We start from the raw sequence: 13,517 nt of genomic DNA, 5'->3' as shown, positions 1-13,517 counted from the left end.
CGGAGTGGATGTCAATTGATCCGTTCCAGCAGGTGGATCGTGACGCTGTCCCCAGGCCCTTTCCCGATCAGCTCCCGGACGTCGTTCTTCACGGGCAGCTTGTGCGTGCCATCCCCCAGTGCCATGAACGAGCTCCGGAACGGGTGACCGTCGATGGTCCCCCGGATCTTCACCAGTCCCCGGGTGCCGAAGAACTCGGCGGACCCGGGCATCACGACGTACGTCCACCCGCCCTTGTTCGGGCTCTTCCGCAGTGTCGCGGTGAACTCCTTGTCGAGCTCCTGGACCACGTCATCCGCTCGCGTGACACCACTCATCGCAGGTTCCCCTCTCCGCTATTCGACGATCTCGAGGCCGTTGCCGTCCGGGTCGCGCAGGGCGAACATCGGCGGGACGCCCTCCCACTGCAGCAGCTCGCCCACGTCGGCCCCGCGCGCCACCAGCTCCTTGTGCAGGGACGCCGCGTCCGCCGTGCTCAGCCGGATGCCCGTCTCGACTCCGACCGCAGTCCCGGGCGCCGCCAGGATCAGCGCGATCGTGGTCGTCGCTCCCGGCGGCGCCACCTCGATCCATCGCCCGCCGAGCTGTTCGACGGGCGCGTCCAGCCGCTTCTCCAGTCCCAGTGTGCCCACGTAGAACTCGACGGCGCGGTCCTGGTCGGTGACGGGGATACCGACGGTCCTGACGCCGGTGACCCCGGTACTGACTTGCTCGCCCACTTCGGGCCTCCTGTCGTTCGGTTCACCTGGTTGGACTCGTGAACCGCGCAAAACTCATCGCTTCCTGTCGAGTTGTCAGGTCGTACTACCCGTTGCACGTCGCCGCGGGTACTCCTCTGGCTGTTCGGAGAAAGATCCGTGGAGGCGCGCCCCAGGTCCTGGCCGAGCTGGGATTTCCGGAGCGGCACTTCGAGGACCGCATCTCCGTGCGGCAACCCACGACGGAGGACGTCGAAAGCCTCGACTTGCCGCCCGGCGTGCCGGTGTTCCGGCAGTTCCGGGTCGTCTACAGCGACTCCGGACGACCCGTGGAGGCTTCGATCCTGATCAAGGGTGGCCACCTCTACGAACTGTCGTACCGGCAAGTCGCCGACTCGGAGAAATCGCCCGGCACGGTGGAATGACTCTTGACCGGTGGTGACGAACGATGACCGCCGCGCTCCAGCTCTTTCTCTTCCCCTGAACGCACAACTGTCATTCGGCTCAAGCGCATGAGCCACACGCTTGCCACGAGATAACTGGGATCGCGTCCGAGGGGTGCGGGGACCGGCAGGTCCCCGCCTGGGGGTGTGGGGACCGGCCCCCACAGGGCGCTGCCCGAGCTCTCCATCGCGCGAAGCGCGCCCCCGTGCGAGGACCTCGCTGTTTGCCCCGGGAGCGCCCGTACGGGGTCAGCGGCGGTCGTCGTAGCCGGGGTCGACGGTTTCGGGGGAGAGGCCCAGGAGGGTGGCCACTTGTTCCACCACCGTGTCGTGGACCATGGCGCCCAGGGTGTCCCGGTCTCTGGCGCGTGCTTCGAGCGGGCGGCGGTAGACCACGATCGACGCCGGGTTCTGGCCGGCTGCGGCGTCGGCGCGGCCGAAGGGGATCGGGTCGGTGCCCAGGCTCGGGCCGTCGCCGAGCTCGCTCAGCGGAGGGACCTCTTCCACCGCGAACTCCACCGCCGACAGCTGGCGCTCCCAGCGGGGGCGCAGGCGGTCGACCGCGTCCAGCACGAGGTCGTCGAAGCGCTCGCTCCGGGACTTGGCCATGGGCACGTGGGAGGGAGCGAGCGGGCCGCGGAGGCCACGACCGTGGCGATCGCGCCGTCTGGGACCGCGCTTCTGTGTCACGCAAGCAAGTGTACGGGGATGGCCTGTCGATTCTGAGGAACGGTGTCACCTCTCCGCGCCTCTGGGTGATGTTCCGAGGCTCTGGGTGGTTGCCACCACCGTGAAAGGTCGTGGGCCGCTGAGGCGTTGGCTGTAGCCCGGCGTTCGGGTGGGGTGTCGGGGTGTCGGTCGTGCTTCGGCGTTCGGGTGGGCCGGGGTGCGTGATCTCTGGGGGTGGGGTGCGGCGTTGCCGCTCCTCACCACGCGTTGATCCCCTTAGGCTCTGAGGAAGCGTCACTGCTCACCACCTCTACGTGATCCCCCAAGGTCCGGAGGGCCGGTGTCTTCGGGGCATGTGGGTGGAAAGGCTGCGACAGGTGTCCGAATTGTGGCGACACGCTCGTTAAGAGCGCTCAGATAGTGGCGCCTCGCACACTTACCAGATACGGTCCCTCCGTGAGCCCCGTCCGCCGCTGTTCCCGCACCGCCTGCAGTCAGCCTGCCGTCTTCACGCTCACGTACGTATACGCCGACTCGACCGCTGTTCTCGGCCCCCTGGCGACGTACGCGGAGCCACACTGTTACGACCTGTGCGCCGAACATGCCGAGCGGTTGACCGCTCCCCGAGGCTGGGAAGTGGTACGGCTGCCGACGGACGGCAACTCCCCGAGTTCCGACGACCTCGAGGCGCTGGCCAACGCGGTCAGGGAGGCCGCGCGGCCCACGCCGTCCGGCAGCGGTGAGCCGGTCGGTCAGGGCGTCGAGGTCGGTCGCAGGGGGCACCTGCGCGTTCTGAGGTCGGCTCAGCAGCACCGCGACCGGTAGGCTCGATTACGCCGGAGAATCGACCCAAGGGCGGAGCTGGAGAGTGGGCGACCTCGCCAAGATCTTCAAAGCGTACGACGTTCGCGGAGTGGTGCCCGAGGAGCTCGACGAGCCGACCGCCGAGGCCGTGGGGGCCGCCTTCGTCGAAGTGACCGGGGCCGAGTCGATCGTGGTCGCGCACGACATGCGCGAGTCCTCAGTTCCGCTGGCAGAGGCGTTCGTCAGGGGTGCCCGTTCGCGTGGCGCCGACGTGGTGCACGCCGGGCTGGGCTCCACCGATCTGCTCTACTACGCCAGCGGCAGCCTGGGGCTGCCCGGGGTGATGTTCACCGCCAGCCACAACCCCGCCCGCTACAACGGCATGAAGATGTGCCGGGCCGGTGCGGTGCCGATCGGGGGCGACACGGGGCTCATCGACATCCGTGACCGGGCCGCCGAGCTGGTGGGCGTCACGGCCACCCCCGGCGGGTCGGTGATCGAGAAGGACCTGCTGCAGGGCTACGCCGACCACCTGCGCACGCTCGTCGACCTGTCGCGCATCCGGCCGCTCAAGGTGGTCGTCGACGCGGGCAACGGCATGGGCGGGCACACCGTCCCGGCCGTGTCCGAGGGGCTGCCGATCGAGCTGACGCCGCTCTACTTCGAGCTGGACGGCGACTTCCCCAACCACGAGGCCAACCCGATCGAGCCGCAGAACCTCGTCGATCTCCAGCGGGCCGTGGTCGAGAGCGGGGCGGACCTGGGGCTGGCGTTCGACGGTGACGCCGACCGGTGCTGGGTGATCGACGAGCAGGGGCGGTCGGTCTCGCCGTCGGCCGTCACGGCGCTGGTCGCGACCCGGGAGCTGGCCAAACATCCCGGCTCGACGATCATTCACAACCTGATCACGTCGCTGGCCGTCCCCGAGATCGTGCGCGAGCAGGGCGGGGTGCCCGTGCGCACGCGCGTCGGGCACTCGTTCATCAAGGCCGAGATGGCCCGCACGGGAGCCGTCTTCGGCGGTGAGCACTCGGCCCACTACTATTTCCGCGACTTCTGGTTCGCCGACTCCGGGATGCTGGCGGCGCTGCACGTGCTGGCCGCGCTGGGCGAGCAGGAGCGCCCGCTGTCGGAGGTGGTGGGGGTCTACTCGCGCTACCACGCCTCCGGCGAGGTCAACAGCACCGTGGCGGACCAGGGCGACGCGTTGCGGCGGGTGCGGGAGGCGTTCGCGGCGCGGGGGGAGTTCGACGAGCTCGACGGGCTGACCGTGACCGGGCCGGACTGGTGGTTCAATGTGCGGGCGTCCAACACGGAGCCGCTGCTCAGGCTGAACGCCGAGGCGGCCGACGAGAGCACAATGAGGGCGATCAGGGACGAGGTCCTCGCCATCGTGGGAAGGGTGTCAGAGTGAAGATCGACGACTGGCTGCTGGAGATCCTGGCCTGTCCGGCCTGCAAGGCTGCCTTGCGTGCCGAGAACGAGGCCGAGGAGCTGGTCTGCACGGGCTGCGGCCTGATCTATCCGGTACGGGATGACATCCCCGTCCTGCTCGTCGACGAGGCCAGGAAGCCGTGACCTGGGAGCCGGAGCGGCTCGACGACCAGCGTCACCTCAGCGAGGCAGATCCCGGCGGGATGCTGCCGGCGGTCGCCTCCTCGGCGGCGCACGTACGCACCGGCTACCGCACCGCGGTCGAGGCCCGCGTCGGCCGCCTGGCCGACCACGGGCGCCCGCGCGCCATCGTGGTCGCGGGCATGGGCGGCTCGGGCATCGTCGGCGACATCCTGGCGGCGATCGTCGGCAACGGCGCGCCGCTGCCGATCGTCACGCTGCGCTCCTACCAGCTCCCCGGCTGGGTGGGCGCCACAGACCTGGTCGTGGCCGTGTCCGGCTCGGGCGACGCCGAGGAGACGGTGTCCGTCGCCACCCAGGCGGTCCGGCGCGGATGCGCGCTGCTCGGCGTGGGCGCCCCCGGCTCTCCGCTGGAGGCCGTCGCCACCCAGGCCTCGGCGATCTACGTGCCGGTGCCGGTCACCGGCCCGTCCAGGTCGAGCCTCTGGCTGCTGGCTGCCCCGGTCATCGTGGCCGCCGCCGCGCTGCGGCTCGTCCAGGCCGACGCCGACCTGTTCGAACGGGTGGCCAAGACGCTGGAGGACATGGCGCACCGGTGCCGGCCGTCCAGCGAGTCGTTCATCAACCCCGGCAAGTCGCTCGCCATGGATCTGGCCGAGAGCGTGCCGATGATCTGGGGGTCGTCGCCCGTCGCGTCGGTGGCGGCGTACCGGCTGGCCTGCCAGCTCAACACCAACGCGAAATACCCCGCCGTCCACGGCGAGCTGCCCGAGGCCGGCCACAACCAGGTCGAGGTCTTCGACGGGCCGCTGGCCGAGCGCGACATCTTCGCCGACACCGCCGGGCGCACGCTCCGGCTCGTCGTGCTGCGCGACGTCGAGGAGCATCCCCAGGTGGCGCGGCGGCGCGAGACGTCGGTACGGCTGGCGCGGGAGCGCGACGTACCGGTGACGGAGCTGTCGGCGGAGGGCGAACATCCGCTGGAACGGATGGCCACGCTGATCGCGCTAGGCGACTACGCGAGCACGTATCTGGCGCTCGGATATGCCATCGATCCGACCCCTGTGTCAGCGATCACTGAGCTGAAGGCCAGAATTTCGCAATAGGATCCCTTTTCAGGCCTTTGTACGTGATCTTTATGAGTGGAGAAGACCGGTGAGCGCGAGCGGCGGTACTAAAGCGATCATTGCGGCCTTGACCGCGAACCTGGCAATCGCCGTGTCCAAATTCGTGGCCGCGTTCTTCACCGGGTCGTCCTCGATGCTGGCGGAGGGCATTCACTCGGTCGCCGACTCGGGCAACCAGGTGCTGCTGCTGGTGGGCGGCAAGCGGGCGGCCAGGGCCAGCACGAAGGAACACCCGTTCGGCTACGGCCGCGAACGTTACTTCTACGCCTTCGTGGTGGCCGTCGTGCTGTTCACGATCGGCGCGGCGTTCTCGATTTACGAGGGCATCCACAAGCTCTCCGCTCCGGAGCCGGTGCAGGCGCCGATCTGGGCGTTCGCGGTGTTGATCTTCGCGATCATCGCCGAGGGTTTCTCGTTCCGCACGGCCATCAAGGAGTCGAACGCCGTACGCGGCAAGCTGTCGTGGGTCGCGTTCGTCCGCCGGTCCAAGTCGCCCGAGCTGCCGGTCATCCTCCTGGAGGACCTGGGCGCGCTGCTCGGTCTGATCTTCGCGCTGTTCGGCGTGACGATGGCGGTCATCACCGGTGACGGCACCTGGGACGGCATCGGCACCCTGATGATCGGCGTGCTGCTGGCCGTGATCGCGGTGGTGCTGGCCATGGAGACCAAGTCGCTGCTGGTCGGCGAGGGCGCCACCCCCGAGATGGAGGCCCAGATCCGGTCCGCGCTGGAGGGCTCGCCCGAGGTGGCCAGGGTCATCCACATGCGCACGCTGCACCTGGGCCCCGAGGAACTGCTGGTGGCGGCCAAGATCGCGGTGGCGTACAACGACACGGCGGCCGAGGTCGCGAAGGGCATCGACGAGGCCGAGCGGCGCATCCGCGAGGCCGTGCCGATCGCCCGCGTGATCTACCTGGAGCCCGACCTGGACCGCCTCCGCAGCAGCACCTCCGCCTCCTGACGTTCACGACGTGAGCTGGGCCGGGCGGAGGCGCGGGAGGCGCAGCCGGGGCCTGCGGGGCCGGCCCAGGGTGATGAACGCCTCGGCCTGCAACGCCGAGACACCGATGCGGGGCAGGTCGCGGGCGTTCGGATAGACCACGAAGCGGGGCTCCCAGATCGGCCGGAACTTGGCGTTGAACCGGTACAGCGACTCGATCTGGAACCAGTGCGACAGGAAGATCAGCAACGCCCGCCAGGCCCGCAGCACCGGTCCGGCCCCGAGGCGCTCCCCGCGGGCCAGGACCGCGCGGAACATGGCGAAGTTCAGTGAGACCTGCGTGATGCCCAGGGCCGGCGCGGCCTGGAGGGTCTTGACGATCAGGAACTCGTTGAGCCCCGGATCGGCGCCGCGGTCGCGCCGCATCAGGTCGAGCGAGATGCCGTGCGGCCCCCACGGCACGAAGTGCAGCACGGCCTTGAGCTCGCCGTCCTTGTGGGCGGTGGCCACCAGGCACTGGGAGTCGGCCGGGTCGCCGAAGCGGCCGAGCGCCATGGAGTAGCCGCGCTCGGTCTCGGTGCCGCGCCAGGAGTCGGCCGCCTGCTGGACGCGTTCGCGCTCCTGGCCGGTCAGGTCGGCGCTGCGGCGCACGTGGCATGTGTAGCCGTTCCGCTCGGTCCTGTTGACCATCTGGCGGACGTTGCGCATGGCGCGGCCCTCCAGCGTGAAGTCGGCGACGTCGACGATGGCCTCGTCGCCGATCTCCAGCGCGGACAGCTTGGCCTCGCGCGTCCACACCTCGCCGCCGGTCTCGCCGCAGCCGATGACGGCGGGCACCCAGGCGTGCCGCCTGGCCTCGTTCATGAACACCTTGATCGCCGCCGGCCACGCCTCGCGGTCGCCGATCGGGTCGCCGCTGGCCAGCATGACCCCGGACACGACGCGATAGGCGATGGCCGCCTTTCCCGAGGGGGAGAACAGGACGCTCTTGTCCCGCCGCAGCGCGAAGTAGCCGAGCGAGTCGCGTTCGCCGTGCTGGGCGAGCAGGGCGCGCAGGCGCCGCTCGTCGTCCTCGGTGAGCTCGGCGGCCGGGCGCTCGGGGCGCAGCGCCAGGTAGAGCGTGGAGACGGCGGTGAGTGTGCCGAGCGCGACCAGGGAGAAGTAGACCAGGTCGGAGATCCGCTCGACGGTGAACGTGACCGGTCCCTCGATCCCGACCAGGCCGAGCAGGACGTGTTCGAGGCGGTCGAGCACGCTCGGACGGCCCACGATCACGTGGGGGCGGGCGCTGATGATGAGGTAGCCGAGGCCCACGTCGATGGCGCCGAGCACGAGCAGGTTCCCCAGGGCGCGCCAGCGCGAGCGTGGGTCGGGCAGCGCGGAGAACTCGCCCCTGCCCCACACGAGCAGGACCAGCAGGGCGAGGCTGATCACGGCCGAGGCCGGACGCAGGTGGACGAAGCTCACGGCGGCGCTCACCGGGAGCAGCAGCACGACCGCGCGCCAGGCGCGCACCTTCCCGCGGCGCAGCGCGTGCGCGAGCATGATCAGCATGATGCCGACGACCAGGGAGGACGCTCGGGCGAAGGTCGTGACGATGCCCGGCAGGATGTCCGTCCACACACCCATGCGGCTGTGCTCGAAACGGGGGAACACCGCCTTGCTGATGTCCAGCAGACCGACCACCAACGACGCGTAGGCGGCGACGGCACGAATCCAGGAGCGCTTCACACTCCGAGATTGAAGACCCGGCCGGGTAATCTCCATGTTAACTCCCTGCTTACGGCCCTCCCTGTATTCCATGCCTCATGGGACTGAACTCAATCGGCCTGCTGGTCACCTTCTCGGTGCTGGCTGTGGCGGCGCTGGCGACGACGGTGTGGCTGTGGCCACGGCTGAGCGCGGCGCGCCTGAGCGCCGTGCTGGGCCGGGTGGGCGCGCTGACCGTCTGCCAGGCGTTCACGCTGGCCGCCCTCGGTTTGGCGGTGAACCAGTACTTCGCCTTCTACAGCTCTTGGAACGATCTCCTGGGCACCGACACGGGGACGGCGCCGATCACGGTCGCCGCCTCGGGGCTGCAGGTGCTGAGCACCCGCTCGGTGCCGGGCGGGCGGATCGAACAGGTGATCATGCCGGGGCCGTCCACGCGCCTGAGCGAGGAGGCGTACGTGTTCCTGCCCACGGCGTACCTGAAGCACACCACGGAGCGCTTCCCCGCGATCATCGCGCTCACCGGCTACCCGGGGGACCCGCGCAACCTCATGACCCGGCTCGACCTGCCCGGCCGGATGGCGAAGGCGATCGCCCAGCACCAGGTCAAGCCCACGGTCCTGGTCATGATGCGGCCCAGCGTGGTGCTGCCGCGCGACACCGAGTGCGTGGACGTGCCGAACGGGCCGCAGATCCAGGCGTACTTCACGAACGACGTCAAACATGACATGACCACTCACTACCGGGTGGCGGAGGGCCGGGACTCGTGGGGCATCCTGGGCGGCTCGACCGGCGGCTACTGCGCACTCAAGATCGTCATGAGCCATCCCGACCAGTTCTCCGCGGCGGTCTCGCAGTCGGGCTACTTCAAGACGATCGTCGACAGCACCACCGGCGACCTGTTCCACGGGGACAAGTCGGTCGAACAGCGCAACGATCTGATGTGGCGGCTGGCCAACCTGCCCGCGCCCCCCGTGAACGTGCTCGTCACCAGCAGCAGGAAGGGGGAGAGCGACTATCCGGCGACCATGAGGTTCCTGAGTGCGGTGAAGCCGCCGATGCGGGCGTCCTCGCTGATCCTGCCCAGCGGCGGGCACAACTTCAACACCTGGAACCGCGAGCTCCCGCAGGCCCTCCCGTGGCTGGCCCAGCAACTCGTCACCCCCGCCGCCTGAATGGTCAGCGGCCGGAGGGACGCAGGAGGCGCAGTGCCTTCTCCTTCTCGAAGTCCAGGGCCCGGCGCGGCACCTGGATCCGCCCGATCCGTATCCCGAGGTCGCGGACGGCCGCCGCCACCGTGGGCTCGCTGAGCACCCGCAGCGCGAAGGCCAGCTCCGCGGGTGAGACGTCGAACTGCTTCTCCAGCTCCACCCCCTGCGCCACCGCGGCCAGCTCGTCGGGCCCGAACCGCCGGTGCGCCCCCTGCTCCCGCACGGGCGGCAGCAGACCGAGTGCCTCCCGATATCGGAGCATTCGAGGGGACATGCCGAGCCGCTTCGCGGCCTCCGTGATACGCATTCTTACATTCTTACGTCAGTTTCGGCCGCCTCGAGATGCGCACCCCTCGAAGGGCCGCCTAAACTCGTCGGGACAACCATCAGTGACGCGAGGGGAAACCCGATGGACTTCAAGGTCGCAGACCTTTCACTTGCCGACTTCGGCCGCAAGGAGATCCGGCTCGCCGAGCACGAGATGCCCGGCCTCATGGCGATTCGCAAGGAGTACGCGGCCTCCCAGCCCCTTCGCGGTGCGAAGATCATGGGCTCCCTGCACATGACGATCCAGACGGCCGTCCTCATCGAGACGCTCGTCGCGCTCGGCGCCGAAGTCCGCTGGGTCAGCTGCAACATCTTCTCCACGCAGGACCACGCCGCCGCCGCGGTGGTCGTCGGCCCCAACGGCACCACGGACGACCCGCAGGGCGTGCCGGTGTTCGCCTGGAAGGGCGAGACGCTGGAGGAATACTGGTGGTGCACCGAGCAGGCCCTCACCTGGCCCGGCGGTGACGCGCCCAACATGATCCTCGACGACGGCGGCGACGCCACGCTGCTGGTGCACAAGGGCGCCGAGTACGAGAAGGCGGGCGCCGTGCCGGCCGCCACGGCCGACGACCCGGAGGAGTGGCACGTCATCATCGACCTGCTCACCCGCACGGTCGGCGCCGACAAGCGGTGGACCAAGATCGCCGAGAGCATCAAGGGTGTCACCGAGGAGACCACGACCGGCGTGCACCGCCTCTACGAGATGCACAAGAACGGCCAGCTCCTCTTCCCGGCCATCAACGTCAACGACTCGGTCACCAAGTCCAAGTTCGACAACAAGTACGGCTGCCGCCACTCCGTCATCGACGGCCTCAACCGCGCCACCGACGTGCTCATCGGCGGCAAGGTGGCCGTGGTGTGCGGCTACGGCGACGTCGGCAAGGGCTGCGCCGACGCGCTGCGTGGCCAGGGCGCCCGCGTCATCGTCACCGAGATCGACCCGATCTGCGCGCTCCAGGCGGCCATGGACGGCTTCCAGGTGACCACGCTGGACGAGGTCGTCGGCATCGCCGACATCTTCGTGAGCTCCACCGGCAACTTCAACATCATCACCGCCGACCACATGGCGAAGATGAAGCACCAGGCGATCGTCTCCAACATCGGCCACTTCGACAACGAGATCGACATGGCCGGCCTCGCCAAGCAGCCCGGCATCACGAAGAACAACATCAAGCCGCAGGTCGACGAGTGGGTCTTCGCCGACGGCCACTCGATCATCGTCCTCGCCGAGGGCCGCCTGATGAACCTCGGCTGCGCCACCGGCCACCCGAGCTTCGTCATGTCCAACTCGTTCACCAACCAGGTGATCGCGCAGATCGAGCTGTTCGCGAAGACGGCCGAGTACCCGATCGGGGTCTACACGCTGCCCAAGCACCTGGACGAGAAGGTCGCCCGCCTGCACCTCGACGCCCTGGGCGTCAAGCTCACCGAGCTCACCAAGGAGCAGGCCGCCTACATCGGCGTCCACGTCGAGGGCCCCTACAAGCCCGACCACTACCGGTACTAAATCGTCTTGAGCTCCGGGAGGTGGTTTCTCGCCTCCCGGAGCTTTCCGCTATAACCCGTTTTTTACGGCTGCGCACGGTGGGCCGCACGCGCCGACGTCAGTGGCCGTCCGTCATGGCCGGTCGTGAAGGCTCACGGGTCGCTCGCCGTGACGACGCGTGTTCTTGGCCGTCTTCTTCGCTCAAAGGGCTGGCATGGATCTCTGGGAAAGTGGCGAGCGGCAGATCTCCTGGGCCGCTCGTTCGATGCCGGTGTTGACCGCGATCGGAGAGCGGTTCGGCATCGAACGGCCGCTGGACGGGCTGAAGATCGCCGCCTGCCTGCACGTCACCGCCGAGACGGCCGTTCTGATGGGCGCGTTGAAGGCGGGCGGGGCCGAGATCGCGCTCGCCGCGTCCAACCCCCTGTCCACGCAGGACGACGTGGCCGAGGCGCTGCGTGTTTACGGGATCTCCGTGCACGCGCGGGCCGGCGTCGATCGGGCCACCTACTACCGGCACATCCACCAGGCGCTCGACCTCGAGCCCGACCTCGTGCTCGACGATGGCTGCGACCTGGTGAACATTCTCCACACCGAACGCACCGACCTGCTCGAACACGTCACGGGCGGGTGCGAGGAGACCACCACCGGGATCATCCGGCTGCGGCAGATGGCCGCCGAGGGCGCGTTGAGGTTCCCCGTCGTGGCGGTGAACGACACCCGGACCAAGCGCATGTTCGACAACCGCTACGGCACCGGGCAGTCCACGCTGGACGGCATCATGCGCGCCACCAACACCATGCTGGCCGGGCGCACGGTGGTCGTGGCCGGGTTCGGGTTCTGCGGGCGGGGCGTGGCCGAGCGGGCCAAAGGGTTCGGCGCGCGGGTGATCGTGACCGAGATCGACGCCGTGAAGGCCCTCGACGCGACCCTCCAGGGATACGAGGTCCGGCCCATGGCGCAGGCGGCGATGCTCGGCGACCTCTTCGTCACCGTGACCGGCAACCGCGACGTGATCAGGGCCGAGCACCTGTCGGTCATGAAGGACGGCGCGATCCTGGCCAACGCCGGGCACTTCGACGTGGAGATCGACGTGCGCGCGCTGGACGAGCTGGCCACCGAGGTGCACCGGGGGGTGCGGCCCAACACCGACGAGTACGTGCTGCCCGACGGCCGCAGGCTGCTGCTGCTCGCCGAGGGCCGGCTGGTCAACCTCACCGCCGCCGAAGGCCATCCCGCGGCCGTCATGGACATGTCGTTCTCCGCGCAGGCCCTGGCCGTGGTCTGGCTGGCCGGCGAGCGTTCCCGCCTCGATCCCGGCGTCTACGACGTCCCGGAGGAGATCGACCACGAGGTCGCCAAGCTGAAGCTGGCCGCGGCCGGGATCGGGATCGACGAGCTCACGCCCGAGCAGGAGGAGTATCTCCACTCCTGGAGGGTCGGCTCCTAGAGGGGCCCGAGAGGGCTGTGGGGTTGGCGTGGCCGATGATATTGCAGGATGATCGGATGATCCTGGTATGTCCGGTGGAGAAAGGGTCTGCCACGTGAGTCCATCCCCCAAGTCCCTTCCGATGGGAGGGTTCGCGTTCTCCGCCCTCGGTGTCGGCGCCGTGGTCCTGCAGATGCTGTCCGTCGCCTACCCCGACGGCGACCCGGCCAAGGCGCGCGAGGCCGCGCGCCTGTTGCGGCAGCTGGCCACGCGGGTGGACACGAGCCTGGACGACGTGGAGGACGTCGCGCGAACGGTGTGGCGGCCGCCCAGCTCCGGCGCGGGGGTCGACGCCTTCAGGAAATACTTCAACGAAGATCTCGCGCCCTATCCGCCGCACGTGTCCGCGTACCTCCGCGGGCTGGCCGACGCGGTCGACGACTACGCGGACATGCTGGAGCAGACCCAGCACGCGCTCCACACGATGGCCATGATCCAGTGGCTCGAACTGCTGATGTTCTTCTGCTGGCCGGCCATCGACAAGAAGGTCCAGGTGCTGATCAACTGGGCGATGCGCAGGAGGCAGGCCGGGCTGCTGCTCAAGCTGTTCAACCACGCGGTGGGCAAGCGCTTCATCTACGCCGTCGGCGGCAGCCTCGCCTACACGGCCCTCGACCAGCTGCTCGTCGACGGGGTCAAGCTGGGGCGCGGCGAGGACATGGGGTCGTGGGGCGACCGCGGCGAGTACATGGTGAAGAACTTCGCGGCGTGCATGGTCTTCTACCATGTGGATCCCGCCAACTTCAAGGCGGCCGCCAACCTGCTGTCGAAGAACAAGGCGGGGAAGAACGCCATCGAATTCCTCGGAAAGGGCGCCAACCTGCTGCCGAAGAACAAGGCGGCGCAGGACGCCATGTGGTTCCTGACCGGGTCCTCCATCTTTACCTCCACGGCGAACGCGCTCAACCGCCCCGGCGACGTGATCGACGATCCGGCCAGCCTGCTGCCCACCTGGGAGCAGATGCTCGCCAAGCTGGGTGTCGCCGCGGGCCAGGACCAGTTCAGGCGCTGGCGCGGATACTGACGGCTGGTGAC

15 protein-coding genes are annotated in these 13,517 nt (G+C 69.0%); 10 read left to right on the top strand and 5 right to left on the bottom strand.

Going from position 1 to position 13,517, the window contains the following annotated elements:
- Nucleotides 1–11: 11 nt before the first annotated feature.
- Nucleotides 12–317 (bottom strand): DUF1905 domain-containing protein, encoded by a 306-nt coding sequence (locus ACWDRB_RS14925; RefSeq protein WP_449894055.1) that lies wholly within the window; start codon nt 315–317, stop codon nt 12–14.
- Nucleotides 318–335: 18 nt separating this feature from the next.
- Nucleotides 336–719 (bottom strand): VOC family protein, encoded by a 384-nt coding sequence (locus ACWDRB_RS14920; protein ID WP_449894053.1) that lies wholly within the window; start codon nt 717–719, stop codon nt 336–338.
- A 92-nt stretch (nt 720–811) separates the two neighbouring features.
- Between ACWDRB_RS14920 and ACWDRB_RS14915 the strand changes: the two genes are divergently transcribed.
- Nucleotides 812–1,123: a UTRA domain-containing protein gene (locus tag ACWDRB_RS14915; RefSeq protein WP_449894051.1), complete on the top strand. Its 312-nt coding sequence runs from the start codon at nt 812–814 to the stop codon at nt 1,121–1,123.
- A 267-nt stretch (nt 1,124–1,390) separates the two neighbouring features.
- On the opposite strand, the gene ACWDRB_RS14910 is transcribed toward ACWDRB_RS14915, so the two are convergent.
- Nucleotides 1,391–1,831, bottom strand: coding sequence for a metallopeptidase family protein (locus ACWDRB_RS14910; RefSeq protein WP_449894048.1), 441 nt, complete (start codon nt 1,829–1,831; stop codon nt 1,391–1,393).
- 435 nt (nt 1,832–2,266) lie between these two features.
- On the opposite strand from ACWDRB_RS14910, the gene ACWDRB_RS14905 reads away from it, so the two are divergent.
- From ACWDRB_RS14905 to ACWDRB_RS14885, 5 genes are read left to right on the top strand one after another with little or no spacing between them, the layout of a single operon-like run.
- The gene (locus ACWDRB_RS14905) at nt 2,267–2,635 is read left to right on the top strand and encodes a DUF3499 domain-containing protein (RefSeq protein ID WP_352323386.1); all 369 of its coding nucleotides are present in this window, start codon (nt 2,267–2,269) and stop codon (nt 2,633–2,635) included.
- A 43-nt stretch (nt 2,636–2,678) separates the two neighbouring features.
- Nucleotides 2,679–4,028 (top strand): phosphomannomutase/phosphoglucomutase, encoded by a 1,350-nt coding sequence (locus ACWDRB_RS14900; RefSeq protein WP_449894046.1) that lies wholly within the window; start codon nt 2,679–2,681, stop codon nt 4,026–4,028.
- Nucleotides 4,025–4,192, top strand: a complete 168-nt coding sequence (locus ACWDRB_RS14895) for a Trm112 family protein (RefSeq protein ID WP_185070977.1) — start codon at nt 4,025–4,027, stop codon at nt 4,190–4,192. Before ACWDRB_RS14900 ends, ACWDRB_RS14895 begins: the two co-directional genes overlap by 4 nt.
- Nucleotides 4,189–5,295 (top strand): SIS domain-containing protein, encoded by a 1,107-nt coding sequence (locus tag ACWDRB_RS14890; RefSeq protein ID WP_449894044.1) that lies wholly within the window; start codon nt 4,189–4,191, stop codon nt 5,293–5,295. Before ACWDRB_RS14895 ends, ACWDRB_RS14890 begins: the two co-directional genes overlap by 4 nt.
- A 49-nt stretch (nt 5,296–5,344) precedes the next feature.
- Entirely contained in the window at nt 5,345–6,277 is a 933-nt protein-coding gene (locus ACWDRB_RS14885; RefSeq protein ID WP_449894041.1) for a cation diffusion facilitator family transporter, read from the top strand.
- A 3-nt stretch (nt 6,278–6,280) separates the two neighbouring features.
- On the opposite strand, the gene ACWDRB_RS14880 is transcribed toward ACWDRB_RS14885, so the two are convergent.
- Nucleotides 6,281–7,987 (bottom strand): phosphatidylglycerol lysyltransferase domain-containing protein, encoded by a 1,707-nt coding sequence (locus ACWDRB_RS14880; protein ID WP_449894039.1) that lies wholly within the window; start codon nt 7,985–7,987, stop codon nt 6,281–6,283.
- 77 nt (nt 7,988–8,064) lie between these two features.
- On the opposite strand from ACWDRB_RS14880, the gene ACWDRB_RS14875 reads away from it, so the two are divergent.
- Entirely contained in the window at nt 8,065–9,141 is a 1,077-nt protein-coding gene (locus ACWDRB_RS14875) for an alpha/beta hydrolase (RefSeq protein ID WP_355190768.1), read from the top strand.
- 4 nt (nt 9,142–9,145) lie between these two features.
- Here the strand turns inward: ACWDRB_RS14875 and ACWDRB_RS14870 are convergent, their stop codons facing one another.
- The gene (locus ACWDRB_RS14870; protein ID WP_192790205.1) at nt 9,146–9,484 is read right to left on the bottom strand and encodes a MerR family transcriptional regulator; all 339 of its coding nucleotides are present in this window, start codon (nt 9,482–9,484) and stop codon (nt 9,146–9,148) included.
- A 102-nt stretch (nt 9,485–9,586) separates the two neighbouring features.
- Here ACWDRB_RS14870 and ahcY point away from each other — a divergent pair, with 102 nt between their 5' ends.
- The 3 genes from ahcY to ACWDRB_RS14855 all read left to right on the top strand — a co-directional run bounded on the left by ahcY (nt 9,587) and on the right by ACWDRB_RS14855 (nt 13,506).
- Nucleotides 9,587–11,014 (top strand): adenosylhomocysteinase, encoded by a 1,428-nt coding sequence (gene ahcY / locus ACWDRB_RS14865; protein WP_449894035.1) that lies wholly within the window; start codon nt 9,587–9,589, stop codon nt 11,012–11,014.
- A 193-nt stretch (nt 11,015–11,207) separates the two neighbouring features.
- Complete coding sequence (locus tag ACWDRB_RS14860; RefSeq protein ID WP_449894033.1) at nt 11,208–12,443, top strand: adenosylhomocysteinase; 1,236 nt, start codon at nt 11,208–11,210, stop codon at nt 12,441–12,443.
- Nucleotides 12,444–12,537: 94 nt separating this feature from the next.
- On the top strand, nt 12,538–13,506 hold the full coding sequence (locus ACWDRB_RS14855; RefSeq protein ID WP_449894031.1) for a WXG100-like domain-containing protein: 969 nt from the start codon (nt 12,538–12,540) through the stop codon (nt 13,504–13,506).
- The last annotated feature ends 11 nt before the right edge of the window (nt 13,507–13,517 follow it).

Source organism: Nonomuraea sp. NPDC003707, assembly GCF_053587055.1.
This window is presented reverse-complemented; position numbering and strand designations above follow the sequence as displayed.

Excerpts from the sequence above, each read along its gene's own strand:
- ACWDRB_RS14925 (WP_449894055.1), bottom strand. The coding sequence starts at position 317 with ATGAGTGGTGTCACGCGAGCGGATGACGTGGTCCAGGAGCTCGACAAG.
- ACWDRB_RS14875 (WP_355190768.1), top strand. The coding sequence starts at position 8,065 with ATGGGACTGAACTCAATCGGCCTGCTGGTCACCTTCTCGGTGCTGGCT.
- ACWDRB_RS14870 (WP_192790205.1), bottom strand. The coding sequence starts at position 9,484 with ATGCGTATCACGGAGGCCGCGAAGCGGCTCGGCATGTCCCCTCGAATG.
- ahcY (WP_449894035.1), top strand. The coding sequence starts at position 9,587 with ATGGACTTCAAGGTCGCAGACCTTTCACTTGCCGACTTCGGCCGCAAG.
- ACWDRB_RS14860 (WP_449894033.1), top strand. The coding sequence starts at position 11,208 with ATGGATCTCTGGGAAAGTGGCGAGCGGCAGATCTCCTGGGCCGCTCGT.